The organism is Alterinioella sp. (assembly GCF_058343375.1).
The window spans coordinates 21,893-35,560 of the sequence record NZ_JBTUJH010000001.1 but is presented as its reverse complement, the minus strand read 5'-3'; the positions used below and the strand labels follow the sequence as shown (position 1 = coordinate 35,560).

At 63.7% G+C, this 13,668-nt stretch carries 18 protein-coding genes and 1 pseudogene; 12 read left to right on the top strand and 7 right to left on the bottom strand.

The window, feature by feature from the left end; translation table 11 throughout:
• Position 1: 1 nt before the first annotated feature.
• Genes ACW8PS_RS00225 through ACW8PS_RS00210 form a run of 4 tightly spaced genes read left to right on the top strand, consistent with a single transcriptional unit; the run spans position 2 to position 2,903 of the window.
• A complete protein-coding gene (locus ACW8PS_RS00225; protein WP_491525236.1) occupies positions 2 to 679 on the top strand; it encodes a cell division ATP-binding protein FtsE in 678 nt (225 codons plus the stop codon).
• A complete protein-coding gene (locus tag ACW8PS_RS00220) occupies positions 676 to 1,578 on the top strand; it encodes a cell division protein FtsX (RefSeq protein ID WP_491525235.1) in 903 nt (300 codons plus the stop codon). Before ACW8PS_RS00225 ends, ACW8PS_RS00220 begins: the two co-directional genes overlap by 4 nt.
• Entirely contained in the window at positions 1,575 to 2,297 is a 723-nt protein-coding gene (locus ACW8PS_RS00215; RefSeq protein WP_491525234.1) for a lysophospholipid acyltransferase family protein, read from the top strand. The genes ACW8PS_RS00220 and ACW8PS_RS00215 overlap by 4 nt, the downstream gene beginning before the upstream one ends.
• 3 nt (positions 2,298 to 2,300) lie before the next feature.
• Positions 2,301 to 2,903: a pyridoxamine 5'-phosphate oxidase family protein gene (locus ACW8PS_RS00210; RefSeq protein ID WP_491525233.1), complete on the top strand. Its 603-nt coding sequence runs from the start codon at positions 2,301 to 2,303 to the stop codon at positions 2,901 to 2,903.
• Positions 2,904 to 2,917: 14 nt separating this feature from the next.
• Here ACW8PS_RS00210 and ACW8PS_RS00205 read toward each other — a convergent pair whose 3' ends face one another.
• Both ACW8PS_RS00205 and ACW8PS_RS00200 read right to left on the bottom strand, forming a co-directional pair.
• The gene (locus ACW8PS_RS00205; RefSeq protein ID WP_491525232.1) at positions 2,918 to 3,880 is read right to left on the bottom strand and encodes an acetyl-CoA carboxylase carboxyltransferase subunit alpha; all 963 of its coding nucleotides are present in this window, start codon (positions 3,878 to 3,880) and stop codon (positions 2,918 to 2,920) included.
• A gap of 155 nt (positions 3,881 to 4,035) precedes the next feature.
• Positions 4,036 to 4,992, bottom strand: a complete 957-nt coding sequence (locus ACW8PS_RS00200) for an L-malyl-CoA/beta-methylmalyl-CoA lyase (RefSeq protein WP_491525231.1) — start codon at positions 4,990 to 4,992, stop codon at positions 4,036 to 4,038.
• Positions 4,993 to 5,325: 333 nt separating this feature from the next.
• Here ACW8PS_RS00200 and ACW8PS_RS00195 point away from each other — a divergent pair.
• A pseudogene (locus ACW8PS_RS00195) lies at positions 5,326 to 5,664 on the top strand (DUF1348 family protein); the annotation flags it as partial.
• A 92-nt stretch (positions 5,665 to 5,756) separates the two neighbouring features.
• On the opposite strand, the gene ACW8PS_RS00190 reads toward ACW8PS_RS00195, so the two are convergent.
• Positions 5,757 to 6,929, bottom strand: a complete 1,173-nt coding sequence (locus ACW8PS_RS00190; RefSeq protein WP_491525230.1) for a MalY/PatB family protein — start codon at positions 6,927 to 6,929, stop codon at positions 5,757 to 5,759.
• A 103-nt stretch (positions 6,930 to 7,032) separates the two neighbouring features.
• On the opposite strand from ACW8PS_RS00190, the gene def (ACW8PS_RS00185) reads away from it, so the two are divergent.
• The 5 genes from def (ACW8PS_RS00185) to ACW8PS_RS00165 all read left to right on the top strand — a co-directional run bounded on the left by def (ACW8PS_RS00185) (position 7,033) and on the right by ACW8PS_RS00165 (position 9,701).
• Positions 7,033 to 7,551: a peptide deformylase gene (gene def, locus ACW8PS_RS00185; RefSeq protein ID WP_491525229.1), complete on the top strand. Its 519-nt coding sequence runs from the start codon at positions 7,033 to 7,035 to the stop codon at positions 7,549 to 7,551.
• Between the two features lie 89 nt (positions 7,552 to 7,640).
• Complete coding sequence (def, locus tag ACW8PS_RS00180) at positions 7,641 to 8,135, top strand: peptide deformylase (RefSeq protein ID WP_491525228.1); 495 nt, start codon at positions 7,641 to 7,643, stop codon at positions 8,133 to 8,135.
• A gap of 108 nt (positions 8,136 to 8,243) precedes the next feature.
• The gene (gene fmt / locus ACW8PS_RS00175; RefSeq protein ID WP_491525227.1) at positions 8,244 to 9,155 is read left to right on the top strand and encodes a methionyl-tRNA formyltransferase; all 912 of its coding nucleotides are present in this window, start codon (positions 8,244 to 8,246) and stop codon (positions 9,153 to 9,155) included.
• Positions 9,155 to 9,418 carry a hypothetical protein gene (locus ACW8PS_RS00170; RefSeq protein WP_491525226.1) on the top strand — a complete coding sequence of 88 codons (264 nt, stop codon included), beginning with the start codon at positions 9,155 to 9,157 and terminating at the stop codon, positions 9,416 to 9,418. Before fmt ends, ACW8PS_RS00170 begins: the two co-directional genes overlap by 1 nt.
• A gap of 43 nt (positions 9,419 to 9,461) precedes the next feature.
• Positions 9,462 to 9,701: a GlsB/YeaQ/YmgE family stress response membrane protein gene (locus tag ACW8PS_RS00165; protein ID WP_491525225.1), complete on the top strand. Its 240-nt coding sequence runs from the start codon at positions 9,462 to 9,464 to the stop codon at positions 9,699 to 9,701.
• Positions 9,702 to 9,749: 48 nt separating this feature from the next.
• On the opposite strand, the gene ACW8PS_RS00160 is transcribed toward ACW8PS_RS00165, so the two are convergent.
• The 4 genes from ACW8PS_RS00160 to ispH all read right to left on the bottom strand — a co-directional run bounded on the left by ACW8PS_RS00160 (position 9,750) and on the right by ispH (position 12,277).
• Complete coding sequence (locus tag ACW8PS_RS00160) at positions 9,750 to 9,902, bottom strand: hypothetical protein (protein WP_491525224.1); 153 nt, start codon at positions 9,900 to 9,902, stop codon at positions 9,750 to 9,752.
• A gap of 238 nt (positions 9,903 to 10,140) precedes the next feature.
• Positions 10,141 to 10,599 (bottom strand): ribonuclease HI, encoded by a 459-nt coding sequence (rnhA, locus tag ACW8PS_RS00155; protein ID WP_491525223.1) that lies wholly within the window; start codon positions 10,597 to 10,599, stop codon positions 10,141 to 10,143.
• The gene (locus ACW8PS_RS00150) at positions 10,592 to 11,179 is read right to left on the bottom strand and encodes a class I SAM-dependent methyltransferase (RefSeq protein ID WP_491525222.1); all 588 of its coding nucleotides are present in this window, start codon (positions 11,177 to 11,179) and stop codon (positions 10,592 to 10,594) included. The genes rnhA and ACW8PS_RS00150 overlap by 8 nt, the downstream gene beginning before the upstream one ends.
• Positions 11,180 to 11,323: 144 nt before the next feature.
• Positions 11,324 to 12,277 (bottom strand): 4-hydroxy-3-methylbut-2-enyl diphosphate reductase, encoded by a 954-nt coding sequence (ispH, locus tag ACW8PS_RS00145; protein WP_491525221.1) that lies wholly within the window; start codon positions 12,275 to 12,277, stop codon positions 11,324 to 11,326.
• Between the two features lie 161 nt (positions 12,278 to 12,438).
• Between ispH and ACW8PS_RS00140 the strand changes: the two genes are divergently transcribed.
• Positions 12,439 to 12,975 (top strand): peroxiredoxin-like family protein, encoded by a 537-nt coding sequence (locus tag ACW8PS_RS00140; RefSeq protein ID WP_491525220.1) that lies wholly within the window; start codon positions 12,439 to 12,441, stop codon positions 12,973 to 12,975.
• 26 nt (positions 12,976 to 13,001) lie between these two features.
• Positions 13,002 to 13,631, top strand: coding sequence for a class I SAM-dependent methyltransferase (locus ACW8PS_RS00135; RefSeq protein ID WP_491525219.1), 630 nt, complete (start codon positions 13,002 to 13,004; stop codon positions 13,629 to 13,631).
• Positions 13,632 to 13,668 lie beyond the last annotated feature (37 nt).

Sequence of the window (13,668 nt, the reverse complement as noted above, 5' to 3'; positions counted from 1 at the left end):
TGTGATTGATCTGGCCGAGGTTGCCTATGGATATGGCAGCACCACTTTATTGTCGGATATGAGCCTGCGGCTGATGCCGGGGTCATTCCATTTTCTGACCGGGCCTTCGGGGTCGGGCAAAACCACCTTTCTGAAGCTTTGCTACGCCGATCTGACGGCCAGCGCGGGGCAGGTTTCGCTGTTTGGGCAGGATACTGCCACCATGACCCGCGACCAGATCGCCGAGGCCCGCCAGCGGATGGGTGTCGTGCATCAGGATTGCGAGTTTCTGGACCATCTGCCCCTGTCCGAAAACATCGCCCTGCCGCTGACTGTCACCGACCGCGCCGGACCGGCCGAAGCGGGCAATCTCGAGGAACTGATGGGCTGGGTCGGTTTGTCGGACCGCCGCGATGCATTGCCGCCGGAATTGTCGGGCGGCGAACGCCAGCGCGCGGCCCTCGCGCGCGCCGTGATCACCGACCCCGAGATTCTTCTGGCCGATGAACCCACCGGCAATGTCGATTGGGAGATGTCGCTGCGGCTGCTGCAATTGCTGGTCGAGCTGAACCGCATGGGCAAGACCATCCTTGTCGCCACGCATGATCTGGCGCTGATCCGGGCGGCCAAGGCGCAGGTATCGGCGCGTGTCTTGCGCATCGCCAAGGGGCAGTTGCAACTGGCGGGGGCGGATCTATGAGCTTTCTGACCCGAATTTCGGATCTGGCGCAGGGCGATGCGCAGGCCGATCGTGTGGTGCCCAAACGCGGCCATTCCGTTCGTCTGACGCTGTTCACCTCGGCCGCCATGGCCTTTCTTGCGGTCTTTGCGCTGGCGCTGTCGCTGGCGGCCGGGCGCCTTGCGGATCGCTGGTCCGAGGCATTGGCGCGTTCCTCCACCATCCGCATCTCGGCCCCGCTGTCGGAAATGGAGGCACAGACATGGGTGGCTCTGGGCGTGTTGGAACAGACCCCCGGCGTCGCCTCGGCCCGCGCCTTGACCGACGAGGAACAGCGCGCCCTGCTGGAACCCTGGTTTGGCCCCGACCTGCCGCTTGAGGATCTGCCGATCCCGCGATTGGTGGAAGTGATCGAAACGGCAGAAGGCTATGACGCAGAAGGCTTGCGCCAGCGTCTTGCGGCAGAAGCCCCCGGCGCGGTGTTGGTTGACCACGCCAGATGGCGCCGCCCGCTGGTGCGCGCGGCGGGGCGGTTGCGTGTTCTTGGCTGGGTCTCGCTGGCTCTGATCCTGGCCTCGACGGCGGCGATGATCACGCTGGCGGCGCAATCGGCGCTGGCCTCCAATGTCCGGGTGATCCGTGTCCTGCGGCTGGTCGGCGCGCGCGATGTCTATATCGCCCGCGCCTTTGTGCGCCGCTTTACGATGCGCGCATTGTCGGGGGCGGCGATGGGGGCTGCGGCCGGGATGATCGCCATTGCATTCCTGCCGAGCGCCTCGGACGAAGGCGGGTTTCTGACCGGTCTCGGCTTTGCCGGATGGCACTGGCTCTGGCCGCTGACCGTGCCGTTTCTGGCCGCGTTCATCGCCTTCTGGGCCACCCGGGCCGCTGCGTTTCGCACCTTGAGGACGCTGCCATGATCCAGTGGGTCCGTTCGTTGCTGTTCATCGGCCAGATGTATCTGATGATGGGGTTGATGGGGCTGTTTTTCCTGCCTTGGGCCATTGCCGACCGGCGCGGGGCCTTTGCGGGCGTGCACAGCTATTGCCGGTGGGTGCGCTGGACGGCGGGCTGGATGGTTGGCCTGAAGTCGGAAATCCGGGGCGAGGTGCCGACCGGCAATGTGCTGATTGCCGCAAAACATCAAAGCTTTTTTGACATCATCATGATTGTATCGGTGGTGCCGCGACCGAAATTCATCATGAAGGCCTCGCTGAAATGGGCCCCGGTTCTGGGCTATTATGCCATGCGCATCGGCTGTGTGGCGGTTGACAGGGGCAAGCGGGCGCAGGCGATCAGGCAGATGGTCGAAGGCGTCGCCGCGGGCACCCAGGAACCCGGCCAGCTGATCATCTATCCGCAAGGCACCCGCGTCGCCCCCGGCGTGACGCGGGCCTACAAGATCGGGACCGGCGTGCTTTATGAACAGACCGGCGAACCTTGCGTTCCGGCCGCCACCAATGTCGGCGTGTTCTGGCCGCGCCATGGCATCCGGCGTGATCCGGGAATGGCAGTGGTGGAATTTCTGCCGGTGATTGAACCGGGGCGACCGACAAAAGCGTTCATGGCCGATCTGGAGGCGGCGATCGAAGCGGCCTCGAACCGGTTGATGGCCGAGGCCGGGTTCAGCGTGGAGTAGACGGTGAAATTCATTGACACTATCGCAGCATTGGAGGCGCTTTATGGCGCGCCCGTGCCGGCCTCGCTGACCAAGGTGACACCGGTTCTGACGCCACTATACCGGGCCTGGATTTCCGCCGCGCGGTTTTGCGTGCTCAGCACTGTTGGCCCCGAAGGCACCGATGGCAGCCCGCGTGGCGATGATGGCCCGGTGGTTCGGATCGTCGATGACCGCACGCTTTGGCTGCCTGACTGGCGCGGCAATAACCGCATCGACACGCTGCGCAATATCGTGCGCGATGGCCGCATCGCGGTGATGTTCATGGTCCCGGGCAGCAATAATGTGGTGCGGGTGAACGGGCAGGCGCGGCTGAGCGCCGATGCCGGTGCCACCGGCCAGTTTGAGCAGCGCGGCAAACACCCCGGATCGGTGATCGTGATCCGCACGGATGAGGTTTATTTCCAATGCGCCAAGGCTCTGATGCGATCAGCCCTCTGGACCCGTGAAGGCGACGCCGTCGGGCTGCCAACGGCTGGTCAGTTTGTCAGGGAAATGCAGGCCGGATTCGATGCCGACAGCTATGATTCAGGCTATGCGGAACACGCCAGGGCCCGGATGTGGTAAGGCCCATGGGCCGGTCAGGCCGCCAGCCCTTTCGACCCCATATCGATGAATTTCTTGCGCCGCGCCGCGATCAGATCTGCGCCAGCCAGCCCGTCCATCTGGCCCAACAGCATCTCAAGTGCCGCGCCGACGGCGGCGATGGTCGCCGCCTTGTCGCGCTGCGCCCCACCACGCGGTTCCTCGATGATGTGATCGACCACGCCCAGTTTCGCCAGATCCTGGGCCGTCAGGCGAAGGGCTTCGGCGGCTTCGCGCATCTTGGCCCCGTCTTTCCAGAGGATCGAGGCGCAGCCTTCGGGGCTGATCACGGAATAGATGGAATGCTCCAACATGGCGAGCTTGTCTGCCGTGGCAAAGGCCACCGCGCCGCCCGACCCACCTTCGCCGATCACCACTGAAACCAGCGGCACACCGATCTGCAGGCATTTCTCGGTGGCGCGCGCAATCGCCTCGGACTGGCCGCGTTCCTCGGCCCCTTTGCCGGGATAGGCACCGGGCGTGTCGACCAGCGTGATGACCGGCAGGCTGAACCGGCTGGCCAGATCCATCAGACGCACGGCCTTGCGATAGCCTTCGGGCCGGGCCATGCCGAAATTACGTTCGATCCGGGTTCTGGTATCGTGACCTTTTTCATGGCCGATAACCACCACGGGGCGGTCATTGAACCGCGCCAGCCCGCCCATGACGGCGTGGTCGTCGGCAAAATTCCGGTCCCCCGCCAGGGCTGTGTATTCGGTGAACAGGGCCTCGATATAGTCGCGGCAATGTGGCCGGTCGGGATGCCGTGCGACCTGGCATTTGCGCCAGGGTGTCAGGGTGTTGTAAATCTCGGCCAGCAGATCCGCGGCCTTTTTGTCCAGCGCCCTGGCCTCATCCTCGATATCCATCTCGGCATTGCCGCGCGCCAGCGCGCGCAGTTCCTCGGCCTTGCCCTCGATCTCGGCAAGCGGTTTTTCAAAGTCGAGATAATTGGTCATCGCATGGGGCTCCGGGCACGGGTCAGGGCCGGGCTTATATGGCTTTGCCGCGCGGCAATTGCAATGCGAATGCGCCGGTCGATCATGCCATGTTCAGCCGCCCGACTGACTCCGCCGGTATTGGTCGAATGAATGGGTGCCGGTTTCAGAGCGGCCTATCCCGCGATCAGATCGGATTGTGCCACGATGACCTCGGCCTGCTTGATCGACGCGATATCGACCAGCCGGCCCTTGTATACTGTGGCACCTTCGCCGTTTTCCTTGGCCACCTCCATCGCGGCAAGGATTTCGCGCGCCTCGGCCACGGCCGCCTCGGAGGGGGTGAAAACCTCGTTGGCCAATGCAATCTGTTTGGGATGGATGGCCCATTTGCCGACCATGCCCAAGGTGGCCGACCGGCGGGCCTGCGCGCGGTATCCCTCATCATCCGAAAAATCGCCGAAAGGCCCGTCGACCGGCAGCAAGCCATGCGTCCGGCAGGCCGCGACAATGGCGGTTTGCGCCCAATGCCAGGGGTCGCTGTAATGGCGAGTATCCCCGTGCAGCATATAGTAATTTTCCTGTGTTCCACCGATGCCGGTGGTCTGCATTCCCATCGAAGCGGCAAAATCGGCCGCGCCCAGGCTCATGGCCTGAAGCCGGGGCGAGGCGGCGGCGATGGCTTCGACATGCGCCAGCCCGGCGGCGGATTCGATGATGACCTCGAGGCTGATCCGCCTGGTGCGCCCCTTGGCCGATTCGATCGCCGTGATCAGCGCGTCTACAGCATAGACATCCTCGGCGCAGCCAACTTTCGGGATCATGATCTGATCAAGCCTGTCTGAGGATTGTTCCAGCAAGTCCACCACATCCCGATACCAGTAGGGCGTATCGAGGCTGTTGATCCGCACCGATAGGGTCTTGATTCCCCAATCATGATCAGTGATCGCCTGAATGACATTGGCGCGGGCCTGATCCTTGTCGGAGGGGGCCACGCTGTCTTCCAGATCGAGATTGATCACATCGGCAGCGCTTGCCGCCATCTTGGGGAAAAGCCGGGTGTTGGAGCCGGGGCCGAAAAGCTGGCAGCGGTTCGGGCGGGCGGGGGCGGGGGGTTGCAGACGGAAAGACATGTCGCGCGGCCTTTGAGCAAGGATATTACGTATCGGTTACCGGGATGGTTAGGATATTGCGTCGCCCCATGCAAGTGCTGCGCTGCGGCAAGATGGGCATTTCCCCAAATTCAGCTATGCATTTTGCGTGCACACCCCGTGCACAAGCTGTGCATACGCGACGCCGGACCGGGAATGGCGCGGCAACCGGGCCGAAAGGACGGGCTGACAGGGCTTGACCGGGCAGGCGACAGGCATCACGTTCCAATCTTTGCATCGTGAGGGAGATTAGTGATGAGTGTTTAACAAGAGGCACTGGAAAAACTGGCCGCGGCATAGTCCGCCGCCTGGAGCTCACAAGACCCGGCCGCCGTCGCCTCTTTCTATGCCGAGGACGGGCAGATCCAGATCAACCGGGGCGACATCCTGAAAGGGCGCGCCGCGATCACGGAAATGGCCGCCGGGTTCTACGCCGAATTTCCCGATCTGATCGTGAAATGCGACCTATGCCGCGCCGGGGGCGATCATGCGATTTTTATCTGGACGCTGGAAGGCCACCACGCCGAGACCAAACATTTCGTGCGTGTCGGCGGATGGGAGGAATGGGACCTGACCGAGGATGGCAAGGTCACGGCCTCCAAAGGCTGGTTCGATGCGGCCGAATATGACCGACAGGTGGCAGGCGGGTTCTGACCGCCAAAATTTCGGGAACCGCGCTATCGGCGGGAAGAATTTTCCAGAAAATTCTTCGGTGGCGAATTTTCTTCCAGAAGAAAATTCCAACGCTACTGCAAGTCGCCGAACGCCCGTGTCATCCGCGCCACCGCGTCTTCGACCATTTCGCGCGGCATGGCGAGATTGAAGCGCTGGAACCCTTCGCCGCCCGGGCCGAAATCGGGGCCGGGGCTGACGGCGATCCTGGCGATGTCGCGGATGCGGGCAGTGACCTCCTCATGGGTCATGCCGGTGCCCGCGAAATCCACCCAGGCCAGATAGGTCGATTGCAGCGGCAGCGACCGCAGGCCCGGTATCGCGTTGATGCCGGCATCAAACACCTGCCGATTGCCAATCAGATGCGCAATCTGTTCATCGACCCAGGCCGCGCCTTGCGGGCTGTAGGCGGCGATCACCATCTTGAGGCCCAGAATATTGGGCGAATAATCCAGCGAACTCAGCCGCCGGGCCATGGCCGCGCGCAGATCGGGGTCGGGGATGATCATGTTGCCGGTTTTCATGCCGGCGATGTTGAAGGTCTTTGAGGCCGCCGTCAGCGATATCGTGCGATGGCGCATCCCGGGGGCGGCGACATCCATCGGCACGAAATTTCCGCCCGGGTAGATGAAATCGTGATGCACTTCGTCCGAGATCAGGATGAGATCATTTTTCTCGGCAAATTCGGCCACTGCGCGCAATTCGTCGCGGGTCCAGATCCGGCCCGAGGGGTTTTGCGGCGAACACCAGATCAGCAGCTTTTCGGACCCGTCCAGGCGGCTTTGCGCATCCGCCAGGTCGATATCATAAATGTCGCCCTGGCGCGCCAGCGGCATTTCGATCGTTTCACGGCCCGCCTTGGCGATCTTGGCGGTAAATTCATGGTAGACAGGGGTGAAGATCACCACCCGGTCGCCGGGATCGGTATAGACATCGAGGCAAAGGGCGATGGCGTTGCCAAGCCCCTGTGTGGTCAGGATCCAATCGGGGTCGATCTGCCAGCCATGGCGGTTCGCCATCCACCAGATTATCGCGTCATGATAGCTGTCGAGCGGACCCTGATAGCCGAATATGCCGTGATCGGCGGCGGCCCGCACGGCCTCGATCACGCAAGGCGCGGTGGCGAAGTCGGAATCGGCTGTCCACATCGCCAGCCCGTCTGTGGGCGAGACACCGAAGAGCGCCTCCATATTGTCCCATTTGCTGCAATCCGTGCCGCGGCGGTCGATTATCTTGTTGAAATCCATGTGGGGCCCATTCCGGTGAAAGTGACGCGCGCCAAGCTATCGCTTTCCTATCCGGGTGCAAGGGGCGTTGCGAGTGCCGCGATGATGGCCTAAATCACCCCCCATGTTACGTTCGATCCTGATCCATCCCGACCCGCGCCTGAAAAAAGCGGTGCCGCCCGTGCCCGACATGTCGGATGATCTGCGCGCGTTGGCCGCTGACATGCTGGAAACCATGTATGACGCGCCGGGCATCGGTCTGGCCGCGCCGCAGGTTGGCGCGATGCTCCGGCTGATTGTGGTCGATTGCGTCAAGGAAGAAGGCGCGGCAGCGCGCCCGCTGGCGATGTTCAACCCCGAGGTTCTGGCCGTGTCGGACGAGACCAGCACCTATGATGAGGGCTGCCTGTCGATCCCGGAGGTCTATGCCGAAGTGACCCGCCCGGCCGAGGTCGAGGTTGCGTGGATGGACCCCGATGGCCGCGCGCAGCGGGAGGTGTTCACCAATCTCTGGGCCACCTGCGTGCAGCATGAGATCGACCATCTGAACGGCAAGCTTTTCATTGATTACCTCAAACCGCTGAAACGCCAGATGATCACCCGCAAGATGATCAAGCTGAAGCGGGAGCTGGCGCGGGAGTGAATGGTCGTCATGGCCCAGGGGGGGCGGGATCTGCCCCGCAAATGAGTGCACCATCCCCGATGCAGACCGCATCCGACCGGAGACAGATCATGCCCGTCAGACCCTTTGTCATGTGGCCCGACAAACGCCTGCGCCGCGCCGCCGCGCCGGTGGCTGAGGTGACGGACGCGACCCGTGCCATCTGGGCCGATATGGTCGAGACAATGGATGCGATGCCGGGCGTGGGGCTGGCCGCTCCGCAGATCGGGGTGATGCTGGCGCTGGCGGTTGTCGATGCCTCGGAGGCGCGCGGCAAGGCGGTCAAGATGGCCAATCCGGTGGTTCTGCACGCCTCGGTCGAATTTCGCTCACATGAGGAGGCCAGCCCGAACCTGCCCGGGTTCTCGGCCCTCATTGCCCGGCCCCGCGCCGTCACCGTGGCCTATCTCGATGAGACCGGACAGGCGGCCCAAAAGGATTTTGTCGGCCTCTGGGCCACCTCGGTGCAGCATCAGATCGACCATCTTGCCGGTCGCATGTATTTCGACCGCCTCAGCAAGACCCGCCGCGACATGTTGCTGAACAAGGCGCGCAAGCGGCGTTGAGGGCGGCCGATATCGGGGGCGGCCCGGCCCGCTTGCCACCCCCATGGTGCAGCTGCCACGGCTGATATAAACCCTATGGCAGAACCCAAATCACGGGAGCGTTGCGCGGTGAGACTGATCTTCATGGGAAGCCCCGAATTCTCGGTGCCGGTGCTGGATGCGCTGGTGGGGGCTGGCCATGACATTGCCGCCGTCTATTGCCAGCCGCCGCGCCCCGCCGGGCGCGGCAAGAAAGACCGGGCAACGCCGGTGCAGGCGCGGGCCGAGGCGCTTGGCCTGCCCGTGCGCCATCCCGTCACGCTGAAAACACCACAGGCCCAGGCCGAGTTTGCGGCATTGAAGGCAGAGGTCGCGGTGGTGGTGGCCTATGGTCTGATCCTGCCGCAGGCGGTGCTGGATGCGCCCGCGCGCGGCTGCCTCAATATCCATGCCAGCCTGTTGCCGCGCTGGCGCGGGGCCGCCCCAATTCATCGCGCCATCATGGCGGGCGATGCAGAGACCGGAATTTGCATCATGGCGATGGAGGCAGGGCTCGATACCGGGCCGGTGCTGCTGCGGGTCCGAACGCCGATCGGGGCGCAGGAGACGACCGCGCAACTGCATGACCGGCTGAGCGCGCTGGGCGCGGCCGCGATTGTCGATGCGCTGGCCCGATTGGACGATCTGGTGCCCGAACCGCAACCGCAAGAGGGCGTGACCTATGCCCATAAGATCGACAAGGCGGAGGCGCGGATCGACTGGAGCGCGCCCGCGCAGGTGATCGACCGCCAGATCAGGGGGCTGTCGCCCGCCCCCGGAGCCTGGACCACCCATGCCGGCAAGCGGCTGAAACTGCTGTCATCGCGTGTGGTGGCGGGGCAGGGCGCGCCGGGCATGGTTCTGGACGGGCTGACCCTTGCCTGTGGCGACGGAGCGGTGCAGGTTGATGAGGTGCAGGCCGAGGGGCGCGGGCGTCAGGATGCAGAAAGTTTTCTGCGCGGCACGCCGATCGCGCCCGGCACCATATTGGGAGGCGGTTGATGGGCTTTTTCGCGTTTTTCGGATCGCTGATGATCGGGGCCACCATCGGGGTGCTGTTCGAGCGCTGGGGCATTACCCGAAACGGCATCCTCCCATCTGTGATCATCGCGCTGGGGGCGGTGATCCTTCTGTTCATGATCCGGGTAATGTTCCGCCTCTCGTTTGGATCGCCGGGCCTGGATGCCATCATCGGGGCGGCGGCGGCGCTGGTGTTGATCCCGGTGGGGTCCTTGCGGGCCGGGCGGCGCAACCGGCGGCGGTGATCCTGCCCCGATATTCTCAGGGCCAGCGAAAGGGCATATCACCATGATGGTTCTCTATATCATTATCATCGGCGCGGCGGCGGGGTTTCTGGCCACGCGGGTCATGAAGCTGGAGGCCGACATGCTGACCACGGTCGGCATCGGCATTCTGGGGGCCATTATCGGCGGGCTGGTGCTGCGGTTGCTGATGACCGTGTTCGGCATGTTCGCGGGTTTTCTGGGGGCCTTTCTGGGCGCGGTGTTTCTGATCTGGGCCTGGCGCGCCATTCGCGGGCAGCGCTGAGCCACGCCCGGCCCGAATGCAGGTTCGACAATCAGAATGAAAACCGGATCAGCCCTTGATGATAGGCTGCAAAACCACCCGCAGACTGATAACGCCGGGATCGTCGCGGGCAAATTCGGGGGGTGCAATCGGTTTCAGCATCACAATGGCGACCGCCGCCCCATCGAGCCGCGCCAGCATGCATTCGCCGGATGGCACCATGAAATGATCCCGAAAATTGGCCGGCATCTGCCCGAAACGCTGGTGCCGCAAATATAGCATCTCTCGAAAAAACCTGACTCACTTTAACGCGGCCTGACATCAAGGATTTCAACGCGCCCGGCGATGCACCCTGTCTCAGCTATTGCGAGACGTGCATTGGTCCTCCAGTTGCCGGGCATGTTCCGGGTGGTGCCGCATGCCGCTGTGGGTGATCCACAATGGCCCGCGCCAGGCCGCCTTACGCGCCCGGCTTGAACGGGGCCATTCCGGCGCGGGCCAGTTCATCGGCGCGCTCATTCTCGGGGTGGCCGGCATGACCCTTGACCCATTCCCAGGTCACGTCATGGCGCGCCTGCGCCGCGTCGATGCGTTTCCACAGATCGACATTCTTGACAGGTTTCTTGGCGGATGTGCGCCAGTTGTTGCGTTTCCAGTTATGGATCCAGGTGGTGACGCCGTTTTTCACATAGGCGCTGTCGGTCACGATGGTCAGGGATGAAGGCCGGGTCAGGCTTTCCAATGCGGCGATTGCGGCCAGCAATTCCATCCGGTTATTGGTGGTCTCGGCCTCGCCGCCCTTCAATTCGCGGGTCTTGACGATCGTCTCGCCCGCGCGCGCGATCAGCAGCGCGCCCCACCCGCCGGGGCCGGGATTGCCCGAACAGGCCCCATCGGTATAGGCGAAAAGTTCAGGCATGTGCGGTCATCAGGATGAAAGGCTCCACATTTCCGGCCAGGCCAGGCCCCGCGCCGGTTTGAGCCGTGATATCAGAGAATCCTGCGGTGCCAAGGGCTTGGTGCAGGTCTTCCTCGGAATAATAGCTGTAGAACCGGCCGATGCTGTCGCGGGCCTCGCCCTGGCCCAGTTTGAGGCCCAGAAACAGGGCCCCGCCCGGTTTCAGCGCCCGGTGACAAGCGGCCAGATGGCGGGGGAATTCGGCGCGCGGCGCGTGCAGCAGGCTGAAGCTGGCCCAGATGCCATCATACTGGGCCTGTTCGGTCAGATCATCAAACGTGGCCAGCCGGGCGTCGACGCCCCGGGCGCGGGCGGCGGTCACGAAATCGGGCGTGGCATCAAAACCGGTGACGGTAAAACCTGCTATCTGCATGACCGCGGCCTGCACCCCCGGCCCGCAGCCAAGATCGAGGATATGGCCGCCGGGAATTACCTGCGCCAGAAACTCCGCCAGCGCGTCATCCTGAATTTTCGCGGGCTTGAGGTTCAGATAGTCCTGGGCGCGTTCGCCATAAATCCGGATGGTCTTGCTGTCGGCCATGTCAGCCCTTTCCTGCCTGCCTCCTGCAGGCAGGCTGCCGTTGCAAGCCCGGCCGGTCCGGCCCCGATGATCATCGCCTGCATGGCGTTCCCCGCTTTTCGGGGCGCAGATTGATCCGCTCCCTGCCGGGCATTTGCCGGGCCCTTACCGGGCCATTTCACGCAATATGCGCGGCACCTTGAATTCGACATTTTCCACGGCGGTTTCGATATATTCCACGGTCACGTCAAACCGTGCGCGACAGGCCTCGATAACCTCGTTCACCAGCACTTCGGGGGCCGAGGCCCCGGCGGTGAGCCCGAGCGCGCGGATCCCCTCAAGTGCGCGCCAGTCGATGTTTTCGGCGCGCTGCACCAACTGGCTATAGGCGCAGCCCGCCTTGGCCCCGACCTCGACCAACCGCCGGCTGTTGGAGGAATTTGGCGCGCCCACCACTAAAATGGCATCGGCGCGCGGCGCGATGGCCTTGACCGCCGCCTGCCGGTTGGTGGTGGCGTAGCAGATATCTTCCTTATGCGGGCCGATAATGGCGGGAAACCGGGCCTGAAGCGCGGCCACAATGGCGGCTGTGTCATCGACCGACAGGGTGGTCTGGGTGATGAAGGCCAGCTTTTCGGGATCGCGCGGGTTCAGCCGGGCGACATCTTCCTCGGTCTCGACCAGCAGCACCTCGCCTTCGGGCAATTGCCCCATCGTGCCCTCGGTTTCGGGGTGTCCGGCATGGCCGATCATCACCATCTGCAACCCGTTCGCATGGTGACGCTGCGCCTCGTTATGGACCTTGGACACCAGCGGGCAGGTGGCATCGACATAGATCATGTTGCGCGCCTCGGCGGCGGCGGGCACCGATTTGGGCACCCCGTGGGCCGAAAAGATCACCGGCCGGTCATCGGGGCAGTCGGCCAGATGTTCGACAAAGACGGCCCCCTTGGCGCGCAGGTCATCGACGACATATGTGTTATGCACGATCTCGTGACGGACATAGACCGGCGCGCCCCATTTTTCCAACGCCATCTCGACGATCTTGATGGCGCGATCGACCCCGGCGCAGAACCCGCGCGGGGCGGCCAGATAGAGGGTGAGGGGCAGTTTGGTCATCGGCGGGGCCTCGGTGTCGCGGGTCGCCCCAGAGGTAAGCCGCGGGCGCGCCGCCGTCCAGAGGCAACCGGCGGACACGCGCCTGTGATCTCCCGGATATTGCGGCTGGCCCTGTTCGGGTGCAGAGTTGAGGATTGCCGCAATCGGAAATGGACCCGAGCATGCTGATCCCGCGCCAGACAACCCCCGACCTCACCCTGCCCACCCTGGATGGCAAAGGGTTCGACCTGTCGGCAGAGACCGGCGAACGCGGCACGGTCCTGTGTTTCTATCGCGGCCTGCATTGCCCGCTTTGCGTGCGCTATCTGGGCGAGCTGGAGGCCCATGTCGCCAAATTCGCTGAACGCGGCATCGGCTGCGTGGCCGTATCTTCGGACGGGCAGGACCGCGCCCGCGCGATGGCCGAAAAGGTGGGCGGCGGCACGCTGCGTTATGCCTATGATCTGGCGCTGAATATGGCGCGTGACTGGGGGCTTTATATCTCGACCGGGCGCGGCAAGACCTCGATCGGGATCGAGGAACCGGCGCTGTTCGTGGAACCGGGGCTGTTTTTGGTGAATCCCGACCAGACCCTGTATTACATGTCGGTCCAGACTATGCCGTTTGTGCGCCCGCATATCTCGGAACTTCTGGGTGCCGTCGATTTTGCGATCGAAAACAGCTACCCTGCACGCGGCGAATATGATGGGCCGGTCTGACGGATCGAGAAAACAAGGGGGCAGGCATGGCCGAGCGGCGGGAGCATTGGCAACAGGTCTACAAGACCAAAGAACCCGGTCAGGTAAGCTGGTTTCAGGAAGATCCGACGCTGTCGGTTGATCTGATCACCGCCCATACCGGGCCCGAGGATAGTGTTATTGATGTCGGTGGCGGGGCCTCGCATCTGCCGGAGGCTTTGCTGGCGCGGGGCTATCGCAATCTGACGGTGCTGGATCTGTCGGGCGCGGCGCTGTCGCGCGCGCGCGACCGGATCGGCGGCCCGTCGGCCCATGTCACCTGGATCGAAACCGACGTGACGCTCTGGACGCCGGATCGCGCCTATGACCTGTGGCATGACCGGGCGGTGTTTCATTTCCTGACGGATGCGGCCGACCAGGTGCGGTATCTGGCGGTGATGGCCAAAGCGCTTACCCCCGGCGGGGTCGCGGTGATAATGAGTTTTGCCGAGGACGGGCCCGAAAAATGTTCCGGGCTGCCGGTGCAGCGTTACAGCCCGGCGGATCTGGCGGCGCGAATCGCGGATCTGGCCCCGGACATGTTCACGCCGATGCAGGATGGGCGCTTTACCCATGTCACGCCGGGCGGCGCTGAGCAGCGGTTCCAATACAGCCTGTTTCGCAGGGCCGGGGCCTGACTTGAACCTGCCCCGGCGCGGGGCCGGGGCAGGTATG